The 23,953-nt window shown below is 65.1% G+C and carries 24 protein-coding genes; 10 read left to right on the top strand and 14 right to left on the bottom strand.

All coding sequences use genetic code 11. The features are described from left to right. Positions 1–2: 2 nt before the first annotated feature. The 8 genes from DDE23_RS22615 to DDE23_RS22580 are packed head-to-tail and all read left to right on the top strand — an operon-like array spanning position 3 to position 7,164. Positions 3–1,169, top strand: a complete 1,167-nt coding sequence (locus tag DDE23_RS22615) for a lytic transglycosylase domain-containing protein (RefSeq protein ID WP_107754729.1) — start codon at positions 3–5, stop codon at positions 1,167–1,169. Continuing rightward, entirely contained in the window at positions 1,166–1,963 is a 798-nt protein-coding gene (locus tag DDE23_RS22610; protein WP_107754728.1) for a type IV secretion system protein, read from the top strand. The genes DDE23_RS22615 and DDE23_RS22610 overlap by 4 nt, the downstream gene beginning before the upstream one ends. 26 nt (positions 1,964–1,989) lie before the next feature. Then, positions 1,990–2,637 carry a VirB8 family type IV secretion system protein gene (locus DDE23_RS22605; protein WP_107754804.1) on the top strand — a complete coding sequence of 216 codons (648 nt, stop codon included), beginning with the start codon at positions 1,990–1,992 and terminating at the stop codon, positions 2,635–2,637. After that, the gene (locus tag DDE23_RS22600) at positions 2,634–3,347 is read left to right on the top strand and encodes a TrbG/VirB9 family P-type conjugative transfer protein (protein ID WP_238150093.1); all 714 of its coding nucleotides are present in this window, start codon (positions 2,634–2,636) and stop codon (positions 3,345–3,347) included. The genes DDE23_RS22605 and DDE23_RS22600 overlap by 4 nt, the downstream gene beginning before the upstream one ends. Beyond that, the gene (locus DDE23_RS22595) at positions 3,344–4,666 is read left to right on the top strand and encodes a TraB/TrbI/VirB10 family type IV secretion system protein (RefSeq protein ID WP_107754727.1); all 1,323 of its coding nucleotides are present in this window, start codon (positions 3,344–3,346) and stop codon (positions 4,664–4,666) included. Before DDE23_RS22600 ends, DDE23_RS22595 begins: the two co-directional genes overlap by 4 nt. Before the next feature lies 1 nt (position 4,667). Further along, on the top strand, positions 4,668–5,702 hold the full coding sequence (locus tag DDE23_RS22590; protein ID WP_107754726.1) for an ATPase, T2SS/T4P/T4SS family: 1,035 nt from the start codon (positions 4,668–4,670) through the stop codon (positions 5,700–5,702). A 17-nt stretch (positions 5,703–5,719) separates the two neighbouring features. Continuing rightward, positions 5,720–6,139, top strand: coding sequence for a hypothetical protein (locus DDE23_RS22585; RefSeq protein WP_107754725.1), 420 nt, complete (start codon positions 5,720–5,722; stop codon positions 6,137–6,139). Further along, complete coding sequence (locus DDE23_RS22580) at positions 6,139–7,164, top strand: TrbL/VirB6 family protein (RefSeq protein ID WP_107754724.1); 1,026 nt, start codon at positions 6,139–6,141, stop codon at positions 7,162–7,164. The genes DDE23_RS22585 and DDE23_RS22580 overlap by 1 nt, the downstream gene beginning before the upstream one ends. A gap of 128 nt (positions 7,165–7,292) precedes the next feature. Here DDE23_RS22580 and DDE23_RS22575 read toward each other — a convergent pair whose 3' ends face one another. From DDE23_RS22575 to DDE23_RS22565, 3 genes are all read right to left on the bottom strand, one after another. Further along, a complete protein-coding gene (locus tag DDE23_RS22575) occupies positions 7,293–7,940 on the bottom strand; it encodes a transmembrane anchor protein (protein WP_238150092.1) in 648 nt (215 codons plus the stop codon). A gap of 12 nt (positions 7,941–7,952) precedes the next feature. Beyond that, positions 7,953–8,681: a HupE/UreJ family protein gene (locus tag DDE23_RS22570; RefSeq protein WP_107754723.1), complete on the bottom strand. Its 729-nt coding sequence runs from the start codon at positions 8,679–8,681 to the stop codon at positions 7,953–7,955. 62 nt (positions 8,682–8,743) lie between these two features. Next, the gene (locus DDE23_RS22565) at positions 8,744–9,097 is read right to left on the bottom strand and encodes a hypothetical protein (RefSeq protein WP_107754801.1); all 354 of its coding nucleotides are present in this window, start codon (positions 9,095–9,097) and stop codon (positions 8,744–8,746) included. 81 nt (positions 9,098–9,178) lie between these two features. Here DDE23_RS22565 and DDE23_RS22560 point away from each other — a divergent pair, with 81 nt between their 5' ends. Further along, positions 9,179–9,439 (top strand): metal-sensing transcriptional repressor, encoded by a 261-nt coding sequence (locus DDE23_RS22560; protein ID WP_107754722.1) that lies wholly within the window; start codon positions 9,179–9,181, stop codon positions 9,437–9,439. 10 nt (positions 9,440–9,449) lie between these two features. After that, positions 9,450–10,769 (top strand): MFS transporter, encoded by a 1,320-nt coding sequence (locus tag DDE23_RS22555; RefSeq protein ID WP_107754721.1) that lies wholly within the window; start codon positions 9,450–9,452, stop codon positions 10,767–10,769. A 38-nt stretch (positions 10,770–10,807) separates the two neighbouring features. Here the strand turns inward: DDE23_RS22555 and DDE23_RS22550 are convergent, their stop codons facing one another. The 11 genes from DDE23_RS22550 to DDE23_RS22505 all read right to left on the bottom strand — a co-directional run bounded on the left by DDE23_RS22550 (position 10,808) and on the right by DDE23_RS22505 (position 23,546). Then, the gene (locus tag DDE23_RS22550) at positions 10,808–11,287 is read right to left on the bottom strand and encodes a DUF411 domain-containing protein (RefSeq protein WP_107754720.1); all 480 of its coding nucleotides are present in this window, start codon (positions 11,285–11,287) and stop codon (positions 10,808–10,810) included. A gap of 39 nt (positions 11,288–11,326) precedes the next feature. Further along, positions 11,327–13,660, bottom strand: a complete 2,334-nt coding sequence (locus DDE23_RS22545; protein ID WP_107754719.1) for a heavy metal translocating P-type ATPase — start codon at positions 13,658–13,660, stop codon at positions 11,327–11,329. Positions 13,661–13,727: 67 nt separating this feature from the next. Beyond that, positions 13,728–15,038: an APC family permease gene (locus tag DDE23_RS22540; protein ID WP_107754718.1), complete on the bottom strand. Its 1,311-nt coding sequence runs from the start codon at positions 15,036–15,038 to the stop codon at positions 13,728–13,730. Further along, positions 15,035–15,709, bottom strand: coding sequence for a TVP38/TMEM64 family protein (locus DDE23_RS22535; RefSeq protein WP_107754717.1), 675 nt, complete (start codon positions 15,707–15,709; stop codon positions 15,035–15,037). The genes DDE23_RS22540 and DDE23_RS22535 overlap by 4 nt, the downstream gene beginning before the upstream one ends. 1 nt (position 15,710) lies before the next feature. Then, the gene (locus DDE23_RS22530) at positions 15,711–16,097 is read right to left on the bottom strand and encodes a DUF302 domain-containing protein (protein ID WP_107754716.1); all 387 of its coding nucleotides are present in this window, start codon (positions 16,095–16,097) and stop codon (positions 15,711–15,713) included. 16 nt (positions 16,098–16,113) lie between these two features. After that, positions 16,114–16,242, bottom strand: coding sequence for a hypothetical protein (locus DDE23_RS25780; protein ID WP_272947895.1), 129 nt, complete (start codon positions 16,240–16,242; stop codon positions 16,114–16,116). 120 nt (positions 16,243–16,362) lie between these two features. Next, positions 16,363–17,916 (bottom strand): multicopper oxidase family protein, encoded by a 1,554-nt coding sequence (locus DDE23_RS22525; protein ID WP_107754715.1) that lies wholly within the window; start codon positions 17,914–17,916, stop codon positions 16,363–16,365. A 72-nt stretch (positions 17,917–17,988) separates the two neighbouring features. After that, positions 17,989–18,387 carry a hypothetical protein gene (locus DDE23_RS22520; RefSeq protein ID WP_107754714.1) on the bottom strand — a complete coding sequence of 133 codons (399 nt, stop codon included), beginning with the start codon at positions 18,385–18,387 and terminating at the stop codon, positions 17,989–17,991. Positions 18,388–18,630: 243 nt separating this feature from the next. After that, positions 18,631–20,613, bottom strand: a complete 1,983-nt coding sequence (locus DDE23_RS22515; protein ID WP_107754713.1) for a type IV secretory system conjugative DNA transfer family protein — start codon at positions 20,611–20,613, stop codon at positions 18,631–18,633. After that, positions 20,606–22,957, bottom strand: a complete 2,352-nt coding sequence (locus DDE23_RS22510) for a relaxase/mobilization nuclease domain-containing protein (RefSeq protein WP_107754712.1) — start codon at positions 22,955–22,957, stop codon at positions 20,606–20,608. Before DDE23_RS22510 ends, DDE23_RS22515 begins: the two co-directional genes overlap by 8 nt. After that, a complete protein-coding gene (locus DDE23_RS22505) occupies positions 22,944–23,546 on the bottom strand; it encodes a helix-turn-helix domain-containing protein (protein WP_107754711.1) in 603 nt (200 codons plus the stop codon). Before DDE23_RS22505 ends, DDE23_RS22510 begins: the two co-directional genes overlap by 14 nt. Between the last annotated feature and the right edge of the window lie 407 nt (positions 23,547–23,953).

Below are 23,953 nucleotides of genomic sequence, written 5' to 3'. Positions count from 1 at the left end.
GCATGCGGACCTGGCTCCCCCTCTCGATGGTCAGTCTTGCACTGGCATGTCCCACGGCGGGGCCAGCCAACGCTCAAGGCGTGCCAACTTTCGACCTGCGCCTCTTCGCAGAGCGGCAGGCAATCCTCGATCAGACCGATCAGGATCTTGCACTGCAACAGGACCGGCTGACGCGCGAGGAGGAGCTGGCCGAAATCGAGCGCCAGCAACTCGCCTCGCTCGAAGGGCTGATGGATGCGATGTCGCTCGGCTCGGGCGATGTGGCTGGCACCGTGGCCGGGCTTGAGGTGGGGCAGGGCGCGGTTGACGACGTCGAGAGTGCGGCCGCCAGCCTCTACGCGCCGGAGGACAACAACCCGGCCGCGGCCCGGATGTTCGGCGATGCCCGGGAAGGGATTGAGGAACTGATCATCCGCGCCGCGCGCGACACCCATAGCCTGCCCGGGTTGAGCCGCGCGGGGCTCTCTCTCGTGCAATGGCGCTGCCTGCTGCAGGCGCTGATCTGGCAGGAAAGCCGCTTCCAAATCGGCGCGCGCTCTCCCGTGGGGGCGTTTGGCCTCACGCAAATCATGCCCGGCACCGCGGGCGATCTCGGGATCTATCCGGCCTATTATGACGACCCCTGGCTGCAGGTCACCGGCGGCGCGCGGTACCTCGCGCAGATGCTGAACATGTTCGATGGCAACATCATCCACGCGCTCGCCGCTTACAACGCAGGCCCGGGCAACGTTCAGAACTACGGCGGCGTCCCGCCCTTTGCGGAAACCCAGCATTACGTAGTTGTCATCCCGCAGCAGTACAATAGCTACCTCGCCGCCGTCGGCGGGATCGATGCCCTCGGAACCATCGACCCTGTGCTCCTCGCCAACGCAAGCTTCAGCCTCTCGGCCCATGGGGCGGGTGTCTACGGCGACTATTCGCTGATCTCGGTCCGGGCGGCAGCCTTGCGCGTTCAGGACATCATCACCCGCATTGGCGAAACCGAGGACCTGCACGAGGCCATCGCGCTCAACACCTACGCGCGCGCCGAGCTTGCCCGGCTGGTCGCGATCCGGACCCGGATCAAGGCAGCCCACACCCAGCCGCTGAGCGAGGAACAACTCGCCATGGCCGCCGCGCAAGCGGCCGAGCGGCAGTTCATGGATTTCACCCAGGAGAATTTGCGATGATCCGGCGCTTGTCCCGTTCCCTTACCGCCACCGCCGCGACTCTCGCGCTGACCATTGCCCTCGCGGGGCCTGTCACCGCCCAGGGCGTGCCCACGGTCGATACCCAGAACATCGCCCAGGAAATCCGTCAGCTGCAGCAGATGCTGCAGGATTTCGGGATCCAGACCGATCTTCTGGACAATGCGTTGGAGCAACTCAACATGCTGCAAAGTCAGCTCGATCAACTGAACGAGATGTATGCCTCGCTCACCGGGCCGCGCAGTATCCTTGGGTTGGCCATGGGCGGCGATCTCGACAACCTGTTGCAAGCTAATTTCGAAGACATCCCCGGCCTGATCCGGGGCATCCAGGCAGGCGACTGGTCGAGCCTGATCGGCCCCAATGCGGGGCCCCTGCGCACGCAGATGGAACAGGCGCTGGCCAGCGCCGGGTTCGACGAGGACTCGCTGCGCGAGATCGCCACCAGCGGCAATCCCGGCGCAGAAGGTGTTGCCACGCGCGCCACGACCGGCGCCGTGATGTCGGCCGCAGCCCAGAACAGCCACGCCGAGGCGGCCCAATCGCTGGAGCGCGTCGAGCAACTCGTCTCCCTGATCCCGGACATGGAAGACCTGAAGGCGTCGATGGACCACAACACCCGCGTCACGGCGGAACTCGCGATCGCCATGACGCGGATGTGGGAACTCGAAGCGATCCAAACCCTCGGCGCGGGCAATGCGGGCGTGGTGGATGCTGCCACCGTCGCCGAAGAGCGCCGCTATATGGACTTCACCCTGCCGAGCCTCGCGCCATGAGAAAGGCACCGGACATGACGGCGGGCATGAGCGCGCGCGAACTGGTCGAGGAGGAACTGATCCACGGCGCACTGCGTCGGGAGCAGCACTGGCGGATGATCGGCCTTGGCGGGGCGGGCTTTGGCGTTTTCGGCTGCCTTGCGGCCGCAGCCGTCGCCCTGATGGTCGAGACGCCCCCACCGGTCGTCGTGCCCTATGATCCCGCCACGGGTCTGGCCCTGCCGAATGCAACGGTTGAGACGGTATCGCTTGCCGAACGCCCGGCCATTATCGAGGCGCAGATCTATCGCTACATCCTCGACCGCGAGGCCTACAACCAGCTCGACAACGATCTGCGCGTGCGCCGGGTGTTGGCGCAATCCACAGGGGCTGCCGAGGCCAGCATGCGCGCCATGTGGACCTCGGGGCAGGAGAGCTATCCGCCGACCCGCTACGGCCCCGCGGCAGAGATGGCCGTCGAGATCGCCTCGATCACGCTGATCGGTGACAACCGCGCCCAGGTCCGCCTCAGAAAGCGCCTGACCAGCCCGCAGGGCGCGCAGGACGGATCCTTCACCGCAACATTGATGTTCGCTTTTCAGCCCGAACGGACCCGCTCGATCGACGATGTCTGGCAAAACCCTTTCGGCTTCACCGTCACCCAATATGCCATCCGATCGGACCGTTCCGAATGACCTCTGTTCCAGTTCTTGCCCCTGTTCACGCCCTGTTCGTCGCCGGTGCCCTGGTGCTTTCCACACCAACAGCCTTTGCCGAGACCACGCCGCGCGCTGGCCCCCATGACAATCGCGTCCGGATCGCCACCTGGACCGAGGGGCAGGTCTACCGCGTCGTCACCACTCTGACCCGCGTCACCACCGTCGAGTTCGGCGAGGGCGAGACCATCCGCTCGATCATCGCAGGCGACACGGTGGGCTTCCAGTTCGACGGCGTGCCGGGCGGTCGGGCCTTCGCGATCAAGCCTGCCGCCTCTGGTGTCGCCACCAACATCACGGTCTACACGAACCGTCGCTCCTACTATTTCCACGTGGTCGAGGCGCGCGAGACCCCGCATTACGTCGTGCAGTTCCGCTATCCCGAGAGTCGCGTTCAACCGGCCCGGGCGGTCGCGGCAGAGGCGCCGAATGCCAACTACGCTGTCAGCGCCCGGGAGGAGTTCACACCGACAGCCATCTGGGATGACGGCACCTTCACGTATTTCCGCTTCGCGCGGAACGCGCCGGTCCCGGCGGTCTTTCGCTATGCCAATGGCGGCGAGTGGGCGGTGAACAGCACCGCGCTTCAAGACGGTGTCATCCGCGTCTCGGGTGTGAACCGGCAATGGGTGCTGCGCCTCGGCGAAGACGAGGTCTGTGTTCAGGATATGGGTGGGCCCACATCATGAGCCAGGACACCGAAGACCTCGCCGCGCGTCTCGCGGCGCTTGAAGGTACGACCAACAAGAAGCGGGGCACCCCTCGGCCGTCGCCTTTGACCGCCATCCTTGGCGTTGCCGGGATCGTGGCCGTGGGCGGGCTGGCCTGGGCCGCCCTGCAGCCATCGCCAGAAGCGCCCCTGCCGACCGCAGCCCCCGAAGAGTTCCAGACGGCGGGATCGGGCTTCGGTGACCTCGCACCCATGCCCGTGGTCGAGCCTGCGCCGCCGCCCGCCGAAACGGGCCCCTCTGCGTCGGAACTGGCGCTGATGGAAAGCCTCGCGACGCTTCGGGCGGAACTCGAAGACCTGCGCGCGCGGCCTGTCGAGGCATCGGACAGCGGCGCGGAGCAGGCTATCGCCGATCTCACGGCGCAGATCGCGGCGCTGCAGGAGGCCTCGACCGAGGCGCAGCGCGCGCTCGAGCGGCAATTGACCGAACGCGACCGCGAGCTCGACCAGCTGCGCATGGACCTCGAAGTCGCGCGGCTGACCCCGCCTGCCCCCACCGACCTCGGGCCGAACGAGGAAGAGTTGCGGCTCGCCGAACTTGAGCGCCGCCGCATCGCGGAGGCCGAAGCCCGGGCCGAACGCATCGCGTCGCCCATGATCGCGTTTTCCGGGATGGGGGCAGGGACCGACCGGGAGAACAGCTTTGAGGCCGCGCGCCTGAATGAGGACGAAGCCTTCGTGCGCGCAGGCGCCAGACCCGCCCCGGTGACGCGGGCCGAGGTGATCGTGAACCCCGGCAACACCGTCGTGCAGGGTACGATGATCCAGGCCGTGACCGAGACCGCCCTGGACAGCACGCTGCCCGGCGCGATCCGAGCCATCGTCTCGGAAGATGTGCATTCCTTCGACGGCGCGCGGGTCCTGATCCCGCGCGGTGCACGTCTTGTGGGGCGCTATCGCTCCGATGTGGCGCTCGCGCAGTCGCGAGTCATGGTGGCCTGGGACCGCATCATCCTGCCCGACAACCAGACCGTGGAAATCAGCGCCTTCGGTGGGGATGAGCTCGGCCGCACCGGCACCACCGGCTTTGTCGACACCCGCTTCGCGCAGCGTTTCGGCTCGGCCGCGCTGATCTCGCTGATCGGGGCCTTGCCTGCAGCCGCTGCCGGACAGATCGAGGATGAGGCTGCGTCCGACATCGCAAGTGACGTCGGCACGGACCTGCGCGACAGCACCCAAAACGTCATGCAGGACTATCTGGCGATCCGCCCCGTGATCCATGTCGATCAGGGCACGCGGATCACCGTCATGGTCGACCGCGATCTGGAGATTTTCTGACATGGCGGCGAGTTATCTTGAAGCCTCGCTCGACCGGCTGGGCGCAACCGTGCAGCGCGACGACACGATCGAGGTCTGCATCAACCCCGACGGGCAGGTCTGGAGCGAATTCCAGGGCGATCACTTCATGCGAGGCCTCGGCAACCCGCTTACCCAGACCGAGATCAAGGACCTCGGCAACCAGATCGCCTCGGCCGCCTCGACCACGCTCAGCACCAAGAAACCCATCGTCTCGGTCTCGATCCTCTACCGGGACCGTCCGATCCGGGCGCAGGTGATCCAGCCGCCCGCCGTCGAGGGTGGGTTTTCCATCTCGCTACGGTTCTTCTCCTCCCTGCCGCTGGAGGCGATCAAGCTCGGGTTTCTCTATGGCAAGGAGCGCAGCCTCGAAGGCCTGCGCCGCGAACGGAATGCCGCCCTGCGCGATGTGGTGGCTTCCGGCGACATCGATGCATCCCTGCGGTTCTGCGTCGAGAACAAGCTCAACATGATCGTCTCGGGGGGCACCTCGACCGGCAAGACGGTCGCGGCGCGCAAGATCCTCTCGCTGATCCCACCCGAGGAGCGGATCATCACCATCGAGGAGGCGGCAGAGCTGCGCCCCGAGCAGCCGAATGCCGTGACGCTGATTTCGGATCGCGACACCGAGGCCCGCAGCGCCGATGTACTTCTGGCCTCCACCCTGCGTATGCGGCCCGACAGGATCGTGCTGGGCGAGGTCCGCGGCCGCGAGGCCATGACCTTCCTTGAGGCGATCAACACCGGCCATGGCGGCTCGCTCACCACGCTCCATGCCGAGACCCCGCAACTGGCGGTCCGCCGTCTCGCCATCGCCGCGCTCAAGACCGATGTGCCGATGACCTATGCCGATATGGTCGACTACATCGAAGGCTCCATCGACGTGGTCATCCAGGCCGGTCGCCATGACGGCGCCCGCGGCATCACCGAATTCTTCCTGCCGGGGCAGGCAAGGCATCCAGACCAGAACACGAGCCCAAACGAAGGCGCCGAGCGCCCCGGAGTCGCGGCCGAATGAACCGAAAGGAAATCCCCATGCGCAAGATCACCCTCGCCGCAGCTGTCACCCTGCTGGCTGCGCCGCTCGCGGCGCAGACCTCGCCTCAGGTCACGAATGATCTCACCGTGACCATCGCGCCCCAGCAATACCGGATCTGCAACGACCGGCCCGCACGGCCGACCTGGATGGACGAGGTCCACCCGCGCGAGGCCTATAAGGCGCTGACGTTGATGCGGCTCTACGAGTTGCGGTCCTGGGAGGCGATCAAGGAAACCGGCGACTGCGGCTGTGATGTGCGCTTCCCGTCATGGGATGCCGCCTCCGCCGAGTACGAGGAACGGTTCGCGACAAGCACTCAGGCGGAGCACACTCAAGCTCGGCTGGCCATTCGGAACGAGCAGAACCAGATCGCCCGCGACGTCCAGGATATCTGCGAAACGCAAGGCAACTGGTAATGAGCATCGTCAGCTGGATGGTCGGAACGGCCGACGGCTTCCTTGCCGATGCGGCAGAGTCCCAGTTCGGGGCTGTGGCCAGCAATACCGGCACGATCGTCCTGCTGATGGTCACGCTCTCGCTGATCGGCGTCTGCATCAACATGGCCTTCCAGTTCCGCAGCATGGATGGGGCCAGCTTCTTCTGGTACCTGATCAAGCTGACGCTTATAGGTCTCTTTGCCTTCAACTGGGCCAACTTCAACGCGGTCGCCAATGCCGTTATCGGCGGGCTCGACTATGTCGCCGGGGCCCTGATCTCCTCGGTCGGTGGCGGCGGGGCAGGGGCCACGTACTTTGCCGCCGAGTTCGATGATCTCATCACGGAGTTCAGCCAATACCTGAACGCGATCGGTAACAACCTGAACTGGATGACCGGCGCGATCCTCGGCGGAATCGGCCTCGTGCTCCTGAGTCTCCTCGGCTTCATGACTGGCATCGTCCTCATCTTCGCCAAGATGATGCTTACCCTGATGCTCGGCCTTGCGCCGATCATGATCGCGCTGTCGCTCTTCGATGCGACCAAGGATTTCTTCCACAGATGGGTCTCGACGACGATCAGCTATGCCTTCTACCCCATCGTCATCGCCGCCATGTTCTCGACCGTCGTCGGCATGGCGAATTCGCTCTTGGCCCAGCTCGGTGATCCGAACTCCGCGACCAACATCGGCTCGCTGGTGCCATTCTTCGTGATGGTGTTCCTCGCCAAAGGCTTCGTCGCGGCAACGCCGCTGATCGTGCGGGGTATCTCTGGAAACCTGATGGTGGCTGCGGCACCTGCGATCGTCAGTGGGTCTGCAGGGGTCCTGCGGGGGCTGGTGAATACCTCAGGTGTGCAGGGCAGGGCGCGGATCGGGGCACTCACGACGGGTGAGGCGATCGGGCGTGGCACGGTGCAAGCGCCTGCTGCCGTGCGGAGCGCTGCGGCGACGGCAAGCGCGCAAGTGATCAGGATGGCCGAGAGGGCAAAGCGGTTGGGACGGTGAGGCCGGGAGCGATTGTTGCTCCTTGGGCGACGGCCAAAAAAACAGCTATGCATGGTATTGCATCATGCTGATCCCTGGTCGCCTCCGGAGAAGCGGCAGCGCCTGCGGTCTCCCGCAGGCGCAATTGATCACTCGCTCCGAACCACCTCGCTGTAGGCCCCGCGCAGTTGCAGCGTCACGGTCACCTCCGCATCGTCGCGGTTGCGCCAGAACCAGCCGTGTTCGCCAGGGAACGGGGCCTCGATGCTGCCTTCGCCCTCGGTCGCGCCGCGGCCCCGGTCGTAGTCGATGGACTGGCCGTCGCCATGGGCGTGCAGGTCGAAGTTGATCCGGCCGCCCTCTGCGACCCACGCGTATTCGGCGACATCGCCCGCGGCCATGACGAGCTTGACCTCGGTCGCCGCGTCCGGCGCCAGAGTGAAGGTGACCGTGTCGGTCCAGGCTTCCTGCGCATGGGCCGCGCCCACGAAGAGGCCGAAAATGTCGTCGATGACGCTCGAGGATTGGTCACCGCCGTGGATCGCTTCGTCTTCGGCCGCTTCACGGGCAAGCTGCTGCTTGATTTCGCCCATTTCGGTCAGGCCCATCACACTGCCTATCCCGGTCGGGTCGATCCCGTATTCGGCGGGCAGGTAGACGCCGACCCCGATGAAGGCCGCCCCGATCACGGCGGCGACCGTGGAGCGCCGGAGTTGCCGGGACGTCGGCAGGAGGGCCGGATCGGGCTTCTCCGCGTTCAGTTGCATGGTGGCGCGCATTTTTTCGATGATTTGCATATCCGTGTCTCCTTAAGCGGCCGAGAGAAAGCCGTTGATCTGATAGACGGTGAGCCAGAGGCCGAGGCCCACCATGATGACGTTCGCGACCACGGCCTGGCTCATGAACCGCTCGGACCGGCGCCAGTATCCCATAACGATGAGGATCACGAAAAGGGCGAGGATCTGGCCGACCTCGACGCCGACGTTGAACGCCAGAAGGTTCCACAAGAGGCCGTCGTCCGAGATGTCGTATTCGATGATCTTCGAGGCGAGGCCCGTGCCGTGGAACAGCCCGAAGATCAGGGTCGCGGCCTTGGTGTTCGGCTGGACCCCGAACCATTTCTGGTAGGCGCCGAGATTGTCGAGCGCCTTGTAGACGACGCTGAGGCCGATGATGGCGTCGATGATGTAGGAATTGATGCCCCATCCCCACCAGACGCCGGCCAGCATCGTCACCGAGTGTCCCACGGCGAAGATGCTGACATAGATGGCCACGTCCTTCATCCGGTAGAGGAAGAAGACGACGCCCAGAAGGAACAGGATGTGGTCGTAGCCCGTCACCATGTGCTTGGCGCCGAGATAGATGAAGGAGATGACATGCACCCCCCAGATTTCCTGGATGTAGCCCGCGTCACCGGGGGTGACGTCATGGGCCAGCACCTGCGCCACGCCGGAGGCGTAAAGGGCAAGGGTTGTAAGGATGAGGGCCGCGAGGCGTCGCGACGCGAGCGTGCACAGGCCCGTCGAGTTGGAACTCATGAAATGGTCTCCGTTCGTGCGATTGAATGATCGGTGAAGCAGCGCGCAGCGCGCGGCGCCGATCAGGCACGCGGAGGTCGTTCGATCCTGAATGTTTGGTGCCCATCACCCGGCGAGGCCATCTGCCGCCACGCATCCCGGTAGGCGGAGGTCGGGCGGCTTCGGTCCCCGAGCGCCAGCAGTGCCTGGCTGTGGTCGTGGTCGGCCACGTCATGGCTGTGACCGTGCATCGCCCAGTAGAGATCTTCCTCGAACCCGTGGAAATGCCCGTGATCGGCGATCATCTCGAGGTGATCCTGGATCGTCTCGAACACGGTCGGCGCATGGGTCGCTGCGGGCATGACCGACCAGACGACGAGCGAGAGACAGAGCAGCGCTGCAAACGCCTGTCTTCCAAATGTCGCCAGCGGTCTCATCGATATTGCCTGTCTGCCCATGTGCGCAGCCTCTTCTGAGGCCATCTTGTTCTATCCCCCCAGGGGGGATAACGTCTTTCTATGACAAAGCCCCATGTCCACGCAACCCATCCCGCCCTGATCGCCCGGCTGAAACGCGCCGACGGTCATCTGCGGGCCGTGATCGGCATGATCGAGGAGGGCAAGCCCTGCCTCGAGATCGCGCAACAGCTTCAGGCGGTCGAGAAGGCCGTGGTGAACGCCAAGCGGGCGCTGATCCACGACCACGTGGATCATTGCCTTGATGCCGAGCATTCGGCCGCAGATCGTGACGAACTGAAGGCCATCTCCCGATACCTCTGAGGTTACCCCCGTGCTGGAAGTCCTTGCTGACCGTACCTATCGCCATCTCTTCGCTGCTCAGGTCGTGGCGCTTCTAGGCACGGGTCTTGCCACAGTCGCGCTCGGGCTTCTGGCCTACGATCTGGCGGGCGACAACGCAGGCCTGGTGCTGGGCACGGTCTTCACCATCAAGATGGTGGCCTATGTCGGCATCGCCCCCATTGCCGGGGCCTTTGCGAACCGGGTGAACCGTCGGGCGCTTCTGGTTGCGCTGGATCTGGTGCGGGCGGGTGTCGCGCTGTGCCTGCCCTTCGTCACCGAGGTCTGGCAGGTCTATGTCCTGATATTCCTGCTGCAATCGGCCTCGGCCGCCTTTACGCCGACCTTCCAGGCGACGATCCCGGACGTGTTACCGCAGGAGGCGCGCTATACGCGCGCGCTGTCACTGTCGCGGCTCGCCTATGACCTCGAGAACATCGTCAGCCCGATGCTGGCCGGGCTCCTGCTTGCGGTGGTGAGCTACAATTCCCTCTTCCTTGGAACGGTGGTGGGGTTTGCAGCTTCTGCGGCGCTGGTCGTCGCGGTCTTGCTGCCGTCGCCGAAACCAGCCGAGCCGCGCGGCATCTACGACCGCACCACGCGCGGCATCCGCATCTACCTCGCCACACCGCGCCTGCGCGGCCTGCTGGCGCTGAACCTCGCCGCAGCCGCTGCGGGCGCGATGGTGCTGGTCAACTCCGTCGTGTTGGTGCGCAGCACGCTGGGGCTGGACGCATCCGCGCTGGCCTGGACGCTGTTCGCCTTCGGCGCGGGCTCGATGCTGGCCGCACTGGCGCTGCCCAAGGTGCTCGACCGCGTGCCGGATCGGCCGGTGATGGTCACCGGCGCCGCGCTCATGGTGCTGACGCTCCTCGGTCTGGCCGGAGAGGTCGCCGCCCTCGGTCTCAACTGGCCAGTCCTCCTTGGCGCGTGGCTGCTGGTGGGCTTGGGCTACTCGGCGGTGCTCACGCCCTCCGGTCGACTGCTGCGGCGGTCCGCCCACCCAGAAGACCGCCCTGCGCTCTTCGCCGCGCAGTTCGCGCTCAGCCACGCCTGCTGGCTCGTGACCTATCCGCTTTCCGGCTGGCTGATGACGCAGTTCGGGCCGGTAACGGCCCTCGGGACGCTGGCAGCGCTGGCAGGCGTCGGCGCGATGGCGGCACTGCGCCTCTGGCCAAAGGAGGATCCAGAGATCCTCGAGCACACCCATGACAACCTGGCGCTCGACCACCCCCATCTCAAGGGTGCGCGGCGTCATGCACATCCGTTTGTCGTGGACGACCAGCACCCCCGCTGGGCGTCACAGCTTTGAGCGACCCTCAACGCGTGCCCCTGAATGTCATGCGAATCTCAGGCTGCCTGATAGCTTGAAAATGTCTCTGTCGTGCCGTCACGACGGATCAGGTATACGACATAAGCCTCTCGCTGCGACTCCGGGCCCATGCCGGGGGACCCATAGGGCATGCCGGGCACTGCGAGACCGACCGCGTCAGGGCGTTCCTCCAAGAGACGGCGAATGTCGGCAGCAGGGACGTGGCCCTCGATCATGTAACCATCCACGCGACCCGTATGGCAGGAGACCATCTCCTGCGGGATGCCGTTGTCCAGCTTGTAGCGCATCAGAAGCGTTCCCGCGCTCGCCTCGGTCGTGACTGCGAAACCGTCGTTTTCGAGGATCTCGATCCAGGCCGAGCAGCAGCCGCAGTTTGGGTCCTTCATCACGTGGATCGCCGGTCCGGCGCCTTGCCCCAGAGCCCTCAGGGGCGACGCAGCCGCCAGCGCAGCTGCGCCAATCAGGAGCTTGCGGCGGGAAAACATGTCTTGGGTCATCTGATGTTCCTTTCGAGGTTGGATGTGTGGGCTGGCAGATCAGAGATCGATCCGCCTGAGCCGCAGGGCGTTGGTGATCACCGAGACCGACGACAGGCTCATCGCCGCCGCCGCGATCATCGGCGAGAGGAGAAGGCCGGTGACGGGGTAGAGCAACCCTGCCGCGATCGGAACGCCAAGTGCGTTGTAGGCGAAGGCGAAGAACAGGTTCTGCTTGATGTTGCGCAGGGTGGCCCGGGCGAGCTTACGCGCCCGCACGATGCCCATGAGGTCGCCGCCCAAGAGGGTGATGCCCGCGCTTTCCATCGCCACATCGGCCCCTGTGCCCATGGCGATGCCCACGTCGGCGGCGGCCAGGGCGGGCGCATCGTTCACCCCGTCGCCCGCCATCGCGATCTTGTGGCCTTTGCTTCGCAACTGGTCGATGAGGTCCTTCTTGGCCTCGGGCAGTATGCCCGCGCGGACCTCGTCGATGCCGAGCTGGCTTGCCACCGCCTGTGCGGTGCGTTCGTTGTCGCCCGTCGCCATTATGACGCGCAGCCCCTGGGCATGAAGTTCCCTGATGGCCTGTGCGGTGCTGTCCTTGATCGGGTCGGCGACCGCCACGATGCCGACGAGCGCTCCGTCAAGAGCGACGAACATCGCCGTCTTGCCCTCGACGCGCAGGGTGTCGGCCTTTGACTCGGCCTGCGCGGTGTCGAGCCCCATCTCCCGCATCATCGCAGCGTTGCCGAGCGCCACCGCGCGCCCACCGACGCGGCCCTGCACGCCCTTGCCGGTGACGGCGTCAAAGTCCGTGGCCTCCTGACGCGGCGCACCCTGCGCCTCGGCTCCCTCGACGATCGCCTCGGCCAGCGGGTGTTCCGAGCCGCGCTCTAGCGCTGCGGCCAGCGACAGCAGGTCTGTCTCGGTGATGTCGCCCAACGCCACAACGTCCGTCAGCTTCGGCTTGCCCATGGTCAGCGTGCCTGTCTTGTCCACGATCAGCGTATCGACCGCTGCCATGCGCTCCAGCGCCTCGGCATCCTTGATCAGCACGCCCGCCTGCGCGCCGCGCCCCGCCGCCGTGGTGATCGAGATCGGTGTGGCGAGCCCGAGCGCGCAGGGGCAGGCGATGATCAACACCGACACGGCAGATGCGATGGCGAAGACCAGCGCTGGTTCTGGGCCGAAGATCATCCAAACGATGAAAGCTATGATGGCGATGGCGACCACCGTCGGCACGAACACCGCCGAGACTCGATCGGCCAGCCCTTGGATCGGCGCGCGGGAGCGGCGTGCGTTCGACACCATCGCGACGATCTGCGCCAGCACGGTATCGGACCCGACCTTGCTCGCCTCCATCACCAAGGAACCGTTCTTGTTGATCGTGGCCCCGGTCACCGCATCGCCCGGGCCCTTTTCGACCGGCATCGACTCGCCGGTCAGCATGCTTTCGTCCAGGGATGATCGGCCCTCGATCACGACACCATCGACCGGAACCGCGTCGCCGGGGCGCACGCGCAGCCGGTCGCCCTCCATGATGTTCTCCAGGGGCGCATCGTATTCGGTGCCGTCCGGCAGGGTGCGCCGTGCGGTCTTTGGCGCCAGATCCAGAAGTGCGCGGATCGCATCCCCGGTGCGTTCGCGCGCCCGCAGCTCGAGCACCTGGCCCACGAAGACCAGCGCGACGATCACCACCGCCGCCTCGAAGTAGGTACCGACGCCGTGGCCCATCCGGTACTGTTCCGGAAACACACCCGGCAGGAACGTCGCGACGAGCGAGTAAAGGTAGGCCGCCGCCACGCCGAGGCTGATCAGCGTCCACATGTTGGGGCTGCGGTTCACGATGGACTCCCAGCCGCGCCGGAAGAACGGGAGCGCGGCCCAGAAGATGATCGGCGTTGCCAGCACGAACTCCAGATAGCTGGCGGTCTGGTGCCCGATCCAGTCGCGCACTGGCAGCGCCACCAGTTCGCCCATGGTCAGGATGATGAGTGGCACCGCCGCCGCGGCGGAGATCCACATCCGGCGGGTGAAGTCGGTCAGCTCCTCGCTCGGCTCATCCGAGGGGACCATCGGTTCCAGCGCCATGCCGCAGATCGGGCAGGATCCCGGCGCATCCCGGACGATCTCGGGGTGCATCGGGCAGGTGTACTGGACGTTGGCCGGCGCCGCCTTCTTCTGTCCGGCGGCGCGGCCCGAAGCGTAGAACCACGGATCCGCCTTGAACTTCGCCTGGCACTTCTCGGAGCAGAAATGGAAGGTTTCGCCCTGGAACTCGGCGTGACGTCCGTCCGGCTTGACCGCGACCGTCATCCCGCAGACCGGGTCCTTCGCCGTCTCTGTCCCAGCCGGAATGTCGGGCGCCGTGTGATGATGATCGTGGTCCATGGTCTGCCAGCCTTTCGGTATCTCGTTTCAGCTTGCGGCCTCCAGCCGTTGGAAGCTCAAGCCCTTTTCAATGGTGGTCGTGAGCGCCTTCCGGGGCGGGATTCCGTGCGAGGAAGATTCCGACGAACAGGAACACCAGCGCCATGCCGATCGCACCCAGGACGACGATCAAGGGGTCGGACTGCCATTTCATCGCGGCGAAGGCGGCCAGCACCACGGCATCAAGTGCGATTGCCGTCAGCAACACCCAGCCCCGAGCGCCGATTTCTTCGCGCAGATGCCGGAACACGCCAAAGTGGATGATCATGTCCATCACCAGATAGAAGAAGGCCCCGAGCGAGGCGATGCGGCTGAGATCGAAGAAGACCGTCAGGAAGCCTGCGATCACGACGGTGTAGACGAGTGTGTGGTCCTTGATCGTGCCTGGCATCCCGAAATGGCTGTGCGGGATCATCTTCATGTCCGTCAGCATCGCCAGCATCCGCGAGACCGCGAAAACGCTGGCGATAAGGCCCGACGCGGTGGCCACCAGCGCCAGCGCCACCGTCAGGTAGAAGCCGGTCTTGCCGAGCGCAGGTTCGGCGGCCTCGGCCAGCGCGTAGTCCTTCGCCGCCACGATGCGATCGAGCGGCAGGCTGGAGCCGACCGCGAATGCGACCAGCAGGTAGACGACGACGCAGATGGCGATGGACAGGACTATGGCCCGGCCCACGTTCCGATGCGGATTGGTCACCTCGGCGCCGCTGTTGGTGATGGTCGTGAACCCCTTGAAGGCGAGAATGGACAGCGCGACCGACGCCACGAACCCACCCGCACGAAAATCTCCGCCCGACGCTTCGAACGAGATGCCGCTGGCCCACAGACCGGCCGACCCGAACAGCGCAATGCCGCCCACCTTGAGAATGGCCATGATAATGGACAGCAGCCCGACCGACCGGTTGCCAGAGACGTTCACGAGATAGGCGAAGACGATCAGCCCCACGCCGAGGACCGGCACGAGAATGCTGTCCGGATCGCCGCCGAAGGCTCGCAGGGTGTAGGTTCCGAAAGTGCGAGCGACGAGGCTTTCGTTGATGACCATCGACAGCGCCATCAGGAGAGCTGCGCCCGCCGCGACCGTCGTCGGTCCGTAGGCTTTCTTCAGGATCATCCCGATGCCGCCCGCAGACGGGTATGCGTTCGACATCTTGATATAGGTGTAGGCGCTGAAGGCGGTCACGATGGCGCCGACGACGAACGAGAGCGGGAAGAGAGGCCCGGCGAGTTCGGCGATCTGGCCGGTCAGCGCGAAGATGCCCGCGCCGATCATCACGCCGGTGCCCATGGCTACCGCACCAGGAAGGGTGATGCTGTTCTTCTGGTACTCGCTTCCGGTCATGGATTTCCCTCTTCAGGCTTTTGCCGCATGGCTACCCAAAGCAGTGGCAGGCCCGTCACGAGGCCGAGGCCAAGTACTGCCCATGTCGCCCGGCCCAGATCTCCGCTCACCGCCTCGCCGCCGAAATGGGCCAGCAGGAAGCTTGCCGGAATGATCCCCGCCAGTGTTGCCAAGGCGAAACGCCAGGCGTGCAATCGGCTCAGTCCGGCCGCGTAGCTGATCACGTCGAAGGACACGAAGGGCATCAGGCGGCTGGCAAGAACCGTCGCCGTCAACGCGGTCTGCGAGCCGAGAAGCCCGGCATCGACGCGATCACCGAACACCCGCCGCAAGACATCATGCCCCAGAACCCGTGCGAGACAGAAGGCGATCAGCGCCCCGAGCTCGGCGCAGATGACGACCTGCACGGTCCCCCAGAGATGTCCGTAGGCCGCTCCGGCCGCCAGTGCGATCGGCGCGCTCGGGATGGGGCTGGCCACGACCGCGACGGTCATGAGCGTGACGATCAAGACCGGCCCCCAGAGACCGGCGCGCGCCACCAGCATTTCCAGACGCTCGACGTCCAGAAGGCTGCGCGCCTCGGCGAATACCGCAGGCGCGAACTGCCAGACAGCGAGCAGTCCGATCCCGAGGATCGCTAGGCCCGTGAGGATGGCGGCGCGCAGGCTCATCTCAGATCGCCTCGACGGCCTTCGCCAGAAGGTCGCGCACCTCGCCAGCAACGGCCGTCAGTTCGGCGTTCTCGATCGCCTGCATCGACGCCACCGGGTCGATGGCGCTGACTTCCACGCCGCCCTCGACTTCACGCAGGATGACGTTGCAGGGCAGCATCGCACCCACGCGCGGCTCGATCCCGATGGCCTGATGCGCCATTGTGGGGTTGCAGGCGCCGAGGATGCGATAGGCCGGCATATCGACATCAAGCTTCTTCTTCATCGTCGCCTTGACGTCGATCTCGGTCAGAACGCCGAAACCATGATCCGCCAGTGCCTTGCGCGCCCAGGCGTCGACATCGTCGATACCGGCGTCGGGGATCATTCGATTGATCGTGTAGGTCATTGCGAAGTCCTTTCTCCTATTTCCGTAGATACTTGATCAGCGCTGCTATGGCCAAAACCAGCAGCACCAGGATCAGCAGGCCGAACAACCCGCCAAACCCCATTCCGAAACCCATTCCGGAGCCCATGTCGTTCCAGTTCATCATCTCATCCTCCTGATTTTCAGCCGCAGGGTGGGTCTTTTGGCCGGCCCTCACGACAACATGGGGCAGGACAGACCAGGATCGGTGCCGGTCGGGGCGCCCTGTCCGGACGCCCCGCCGGGATCAGACCGACGCCGTGACGGCGAACTCGGTCATCATGCCGGTCGACAGGTGCGGCATGTGGTGGCAATGCAGCATCCAGCGCGCGGCCTCGCCTGCATCGAGCGCGACATCGACCATCGACATCGGCGGCACGTGAACCGTGTCGCGCAGCGCACCGGCCAAACGCCGCCCATTCAGGCCGACGACCTGGAACACATGGCCGTGCAGGTGCATCGGGTGGCCCATCATCGACATGTTGTGGAACGACAGCACGACCCGCTCGCCGCTGCGCGCGGTGATCGGCTGGTGCTGGCCCCAGACGGCCCCGTTGATCGTCCAGACATAGGGCTGCATCGAGCCGCCCAGCATCAGCATCTGGCTGCGGTCCACCTGCCGATCCGGCAGGGGATCGCGGGCGAGGAGGCGCGCCTCCTGCGCAAGATCGGTGTCGAACGCGGGTGCTGCGGTCTCCGCCATGGCATCGAGGCGCCGGACCTCGGCTCCCTGCGTAGCGAGGATCAGGCCGGTGCGCTCCCGCGCGCCTTCGCGCAGGGCGAGGATCGGCCAAGCGCCACCTTCATTCGGCAGGTCGATCTCGATGTCCAGTCGCTGGCCCATCGCCAGCCCGAACCGGTTGCCCGCGATAGGCTGGACCGCGTGCCCGTCCACCGCGACCAGCCGCGCCTCGGCACCGCCGGTTTCGATCCAGAAAACGGTCGCCGCAGCGGCGTTGATGACGCGGAGCCGGATACGGCCACCGCGCTCGACCTGGACCACCTCCGGGTCCGACAGGGTCCGGTCATTGGCGAGATAGGCGTCCCAGTCATAGTCGTTCAGGTCCATGGCCATGCCGCCCATCTGGCCGCCCATACCCATCATCCCGCCCAATGCGGGCATGTTGCCCATCGGCATGCCGCCCATGGCGCCGTGGCCCATGGCTCCGTGATCCATGCCCTGCATCGCCCCCATACCTCCCATGGGTGCGCCTTGATCGGGCACTGCACCGGCAGCATGGCCTGCGCCGTGTCCGCCACCATGGCCAGCGCCGATTTCGGCGAGAACCTCCTCGGGAGACTTGAACGAGAAGTCATGCAGGAGCATCACGACCTCCTGCCGGTCGGCGGTCAGGTCCTCCGGCGAGCGCACGATCAGCGGTGCTGCCAGAAGCTGCATCTCCTGCGTCGGCACATGGCTGTGCATCCAGTGGGTGCCCGGCCGGGTCTCGAAGTCGTAGGATCGGGTCTCACCCGGGGCGAGAAGGGGCATCGGCATGTCGGGCACGCCGTCCTGCGCATTCGGCGGGATCTGGCCGTGCCAGTGGATGATGGTGCCGACATCGAGATCGTTGGTCAGATCGACCCGGAACCTCTGGCCGGGGTCGAGGATCAGTCCCTGACCGCGGGGGCCGGCAAGCCCGAAGACCGTGGCAGCGCGACCGTCGATGTCGAGCGTGCGCGTCGCAGCGGAGAGGCTGATCGGTGCCACCGCCTGCGCAAAGGCGATGCGGGGCATCTGTGCAGCGCCAATGGCGGCCGCACTTGCGGCAAGAAAGCCGCGTCTTGAAAGCGTGTTCATTGTCGTCTCCTCGGGACTTATGTCCCGTTCATCAATACCGATGGGACGCCGCGGGCGTCCGCCCGGGCGCGCTCAGAGGAGACGGAGCTTCGGAGGGCGTTCGTTTAGTCCCGGCGCGCGGCTGATGTGGATCGCCTCGGTGGGAAAGTCATGTCGGGAAGGCGTGTACTCCTGTCCGGTTTCCGCGCTCGGAAATGGCAGGAAGGCCGACAGACCTGCGCAGACGAACTCGCACATCTCGGCATCGGCCGGTCCACAGTGCTCTCCAGCGTCACAGTCGGGGCCCGCAATGACCTGAGGGTGCATCATGTCGGCGACATGTATCGAGTGATCCACACCGGAATTCATGCTCATGCGTGTCGCATGCGCGGAGGTCACCGTCGTCACCACGGTGATCGCGAGTATGGCAAGCATGGCGATGACACGTACAAACATGCTGCAAAGATAGGCATTGCTCACGAGAATGTCCATTGTCGCAGGCGCCTAACCGCTGGCACAGCGTGGGATTGGCCAAAAGAGAATGATGTTCTGCAGTGATCGGGGACTGACGTCTTGGAAAAAACTCTTCGAAATACTGTCGAGATCGGTCTGTTCATCGGAGGTTTGACCCTCGACTTCGTAGCAACCCGGGGCAGGTAGGACGTATCAACGTGCAATCCGTGTGCAAGTCCCAGTGGACCCGGACGACACTGTCCGCGAAGCGGCCATCATCGCTCATCCATGTACTTCGATGATCGACCGCGTCGTCTGCACAGCCGCCGCAAGCTGGGTCCTGTCTGCCTCCTTGAGCCCCAGTCTAGCCAGATCGAACGACAATTGACCGGACCCACCGCCACCCGCCGCAGCGCGTGCTGCTCGGCCGCGCGCCCGACCTGATCGCGCTGGTTGCTGATCCTGCGTCTCCGTTGCAGGTGACTCAACCGTCATCGACGAGGACGCAGATCCAGACCCCTGCGCCCCTGCAGCCGCCCGCACCTCCTGCAGTTCCAGCTTCAGCTTCTCGACCGTCTCCCGCGTCTCGGTCATCTGCCGATCCCGCCGCAGACCATCTTCATCCGGATACGGGAAACTCCCCGCCTGCCCGGCATGCAGCACCTTCAGCGTCGGGTCTTCGAAGTATTTGATCCGCCGCGCCCGGATCGGCATCTGCGCGTCGATCACCAAGATCACCTCGTCTAGGTCCATGCGGCGTGCCTGGTCTTCTGTGAGGAGCGGGGTGTCCTCGGTCCGCTCAGAGACGCTGCGCCCCTCGAAGGGGTTGCGTCCGACCGCGCGGGATCGGGTTACGACTCGCTTTGTCGTCTTGCCCACAGCCTGGCTGAGCTCCTCAATGGTCTTCTGCTCGGACGGGGTGAGGTAGAGCTTCACGCCCGCGCCGCCCTGAAGCGACCGGCGCGTGTTCTCGCCATAGATCTCGTCCAGTGCCGGGATGGTCTGGGTGACAATGGCGAGGTTCCCGCCGAAGGAGCGCAGCGTCTTGATGCTTTCGGCGACGATCGGCATTTTCCCAAGGCGGTCGAACTCATCGAGCATGATCATCACCGGCCAAGGCTCGTCATCGCCCGGTTCTTGCGCCTGCAGTGAGGCGATCAGGTCGGAGAAGAACAGCCTGATCAGCGGGGCCAAGGGCCGGATCATCTCGGATTCGACCACGAGATAGATCGCGTGGGGGCGACGCCGGATGTCCCGGAAGGAGAAATCCGAGGTCGCGGTGGCCGCGTCGATCGCACGGTTGTCCCAGGTGTCGAGACCCGAAGTCATCAGGAGCGACAGGTAGGAAGTCAGGGTGTCGTTGTTGGTCGAGGCCATGCGCTCGAAGATCAGCTTGGCCGAGGTGTTCTTCACCTCTTGCGCGCGCTTCAGGTACTCCTTCTGCTTGTCGCCGCCCGAGGCGGTGATGCGGTAGATCTCGCCGATGGTTGGCACGCCACGCTCGAAGGCCAGAAGGCCCGCCGCCACGAACAGGTCGATGCCCCCGGCCAAGAGCCCGCTCAGCTTTTCGTTGTCGGTTTGCAGGAAGAGCTTGGCGGTGAGCTTCAGCTCCATCTGCTGCCGGTCGGGATTGGTCATCGCCGCGATACGCGCCAGCGGATTGTAGCGGTGCGTCGGGCGGTCCCAGTCTGTTGGCGCGAAGCGGAACACCTTGTCGCCCATGCTGGCGCGGAAGCGCGAGGTCTCGCGGAAGTTCTCGCCCTTTACGTCGAGCACCACGGCCGAGCCTTTGTAGGTCAGCAAGTTCGGAATGACGAAGCCCACGCCCTTGCCTCGGCCCGTCGGCGCCACGATCAGCGCATGCGGGAAAGTTTTTGACACGAGGAAGGGACGCTTCGATTTCGGGCGACCAAGCTTGCCCAACAGGAACCCACCGCCCGGCTTGGCAAAAAAGCCGTTGCGCTTCATCTGGCCCCGGGTCTGCCAATGTGTCGTGCCGAACCGGGTCAGCGCCTCGCCCAGAAGCGTGACGCTGAGCAGCAGTGCTGCGACGCCAAAGCCGCCCAAGATCAGGTTCACCCAAAGGAAGTCCTTTGGGGCGGTGGTCCCAAGCCCGCGGTATTCCCGCGCGAGCAATGTGAAATCAATGCGCTCGGTCGACAGCCCATAACGCAGGATCAGATAGCCTGTGGCCACGACGTAGCCGATGGCGAGGCCGACCAGCGTCAGGCTGAGGATCCCGCCCGCGATCTTGCCCTTATCCATGGGTGATCCCCTTCTCGCCATGGGTCGCCGCGTGACGCGCGCGCTGCGCCTCGATCTGTTCTTCGGCCAAGGCATCCAGCACCCGCTCCATGGCGGGGCCGTGGGCAGTCACCTCGCTGCTTTCCAGATAGGCCTTCGCAAGCTCCAGCTGCCGCAGCGGATGTTCGGTGAACTTGTCCAGCACATCTGCATGGCCGGCGCGCAGGGCGGTGACCGCGTTTGGCGTGAGGTTTCTGTCGACCTGCTCGATCAGGCGCTTCCCAGCTGTTTCGGAGAGAGCTGTGCCATTCTCGGCCTCGGCCCGCTGGAGGAACGTCATCACATCAGGGGCGGTCTCAGCCATGAAGCGCCGCTCGGCATAGTCTTGCCGCGCCTGGTCCTCGATGTCGAAACTACGCTCACTGATATAGGCGCGCGATGCCCCGGCGGCGCGCAGCCGGTTGATCTCATCCTGCACCGCCGTACCGAATTCATCATCGGGCATTTCCGTGCGGTAGAGCGCGAGCGTGCGCATGTCCTCGGTGATGGGGCCAAGATGTTGCGAAGGATCGCGCAAAGCGAGATCCATGTCGCCGGCGTGAAGCGTGCGGTCCTTTTCTTCAACGGCGAACTCCTGTGGCTTGCGGCTGTCGGTGATTTTGTCCCATGCCATCGAGGCCAATTCGGCATGATCGGGCGAACGCTGTGCATAGGCGTTGAAGGCGGCGCGGGCTTCTTCCACTTCGACAGCACCGGCCCTGCGCACGGAAGGGTCGTCTGAGAACGGGTAGGTGAAATCTGTCCGTCGGAACTGGGCGACCAGTTGCTGGAAGTCCTGCCGCTCGGACGGGGCGAAGGCGTCCGGTCCCGCGTCGTCGAGATCGCGGCCCAGTGGCGTCAAACGTTCAGCGAGCGAGACCTCGGCATCCTTCGCCTCATCGACATTGTCGACCGCCCGCAAGATGCGCGCATCGGTCAGAGTATCGCTCAGGCGGACGTGAACGGCTTCCAGCCGGTCCAGCGCTTCCTCGCGATCCTCGCCCTTCTCCAGATCGAGGTCGCCCGCAGTGGCGATGGCGCGCAGATCCTGTGCCAGCCACTGGCGCTCGAGGGCTGCATTGCCAGCACCCTCCCGCATGCGGGCCGCGACGGCCGCCGGATCGATGCCCGTGCCCTGCAGCGCCTCCGTAAGCCGTGCCTTCACATCCCCCTCGTCGAGGCGTTCGAGTTGGTCTTCGCGCATATTGGCGCGCGCATAGATACCGTCTGGGGAGGGCGCATCAAGCAGCGCGGCCGAGCGGTCCCCCAGCGGATTGAGATGCGCGACCGAGGCCAGCACATCGGTAAGCTTGCGCTCGATTTCTGGCCGCTCGGACGCAGGCGCACGGTCGATCGCAGCCTCGATCTGGCGGATATTCTGGGAAAACTCGGTGATCAGCGTGTCGAACGCTGTTTCGTCTTGGGACATGTAGATGGCTCCGTCAGATTGGACCTGACCGCCACTGGCAAGGATGGTGCTGGCCCGCTCGAGGGCCTCGGCCACGTCATCGAAGTTCGACCAGGACGCCTCGGCAGCCAGACCCCGATAGGTCAGCGCGTTGCGCGCCACCGTCTCCAGGGCGGCGGCCAGGTCGGCCCCGGTGCGCTGACGCTCGACCGGCGGCCGGCCCTCGTCACGGGCCTTGTAGACCTCGTCGATCTCGGCGCGGTAGGTCGTGACCCCCCGGTCAAGACGCCGTGTCGCCTCGAGCCGGATCCCGTGGACCTGCGCCGCGTCAACCATCGCCACCCGGAAGGCGTCGTAGTTGAAGTGGTGATCCTTCCCGAGAAAGAACATTTCGCCATCCTTGCTGCGGCGGTTCAGAACGATATGCGCATGTGGATGCGCGCGATCTTGGTGTATTGCAGCAATATAGTCGAATTGCGACCCCTCGCCTTGAAAGAACTTCTCGCAGACGGATTCCGTGATCGCGCGGACCTCTTCGCCGCTGGTGCCGACGGGAAAAGCCATCAAGAGATGCGAGGTATGGCCGAGCTTGGGGCTGTGCCGCTCACCCCACTGGTTCTTAAATCGGCGTACAACCCTGTCGATCTCGGCCTCTGTCAGGGCCTTCTTGCCATCATGTGTGCCGCGGCTGTCGAGGATGTGGCTCGACTTGGTGGTGAGGTAGGTCAGCTGGGCCTTCAGCTGCGCGCCGGTATGGCACCCACCCTTGGAGATCGGCTTGAAGATGGCAGGCGAGTAGCCGCGCGCAGCCCGGACCATCTGGGCATTCCTGGCGAGCCCCTGCCAGCTGCCAGAGACCCGGCTCCAGTCGCGGTCAAAAAGGGCGGGGCTGACGCCGCGCACCTCACTCCGCGCCATGCTCGGCCACCTGCTCCGTGTCCTGCCGCGCCAGATCGGCAAGGGCCCTGGAGACTTCGAGGTCCAGTTCACGGCGGCGCGCGCGGAACACCTCCTGGATCTGGTCGGCCATGTCGAAGACGAGCACCGCGAGATCGCGGATCTCGGCATGGCTGGCGGGCGTATAGGGCAGCTGCTCGCCCTTGAGCTTCGCCTCGTTCAGGCGACGCGCGACCTGGTTCACGTTGTTGCCGACCCGGTTCAGCGCCGCGCTCATCCCTCTCAGCTCATCCGTCATACCCTCATCCGGGCGCAGGAGATCGTCCGCGGCCAGCATCAGGGAGCGCATGGCATCCGAGCGATGCGCGATCCCGCGCCGCGCGAGAGCAGCATCGAAGCCGCGAAGGTCGCGGTCGGTGACGCGCATGGTCAGCACGCGGGTGCGGCTGTCGTTGGCGGAGACGGCGGAACGGCCCCGGCCGAGGACGTTGTAGACGGTCTTGGGCGAGACCTTCAGCGCAGCACTGATCGCACTGACCGAGACGCCTTTCGCCCGTTCCCGGACGATCTGACGGCGCTCCTGATCGGTCAGTCTGCGACTGCTGCCCATGTGAAGTATACGTTCCTATTTCTTGCCACCTTCGTACAAGCCCGCCTTCTCCCAGCACAAGCGGAGAAGGCATTAAGGGCTTGTACTCAATGTAGAAAATCGGCCCTTGGGGCCGATTTGACGTCCTTTGTCAAATGCAGCGCGCAACGCGCTCAATGTAACGCGTCCCGCGTTCCCTGCACCGTGCATCACGTCCTATGCACGGTGCCTTTTGCGCTCTGCAGCGCGTCTTCGGGCAAGTGGGCCGTGTCGATTGCAGCACGCATCGCGCATCGCGCTTCATGCACGGCGTTGCGTGCACCCCGCGTCGCGTTCCGCGCTTTACGTCCTTTGGAGATTGCGAAATGCAGTGCGTCTTCTGGCAACTGCATCGCGCAACCTGGATCGCGGCGTCTGTCCCCTGCGCC

Source organism: Pararhodobacter aggregans (genome assembly GCF_003075525.1).
Lineage (GTDB): Bacteria > Pseudomonadota > Alphaproteobacteria > Rhodobacterales > Rhodobacteraceae > Pararhodobacter > Pararhodobacter aggregans.
Note: the sequence above shows the minus strand (reverse complement) of the source record. Positions and strands in the feature narration are given on the sequence as shown.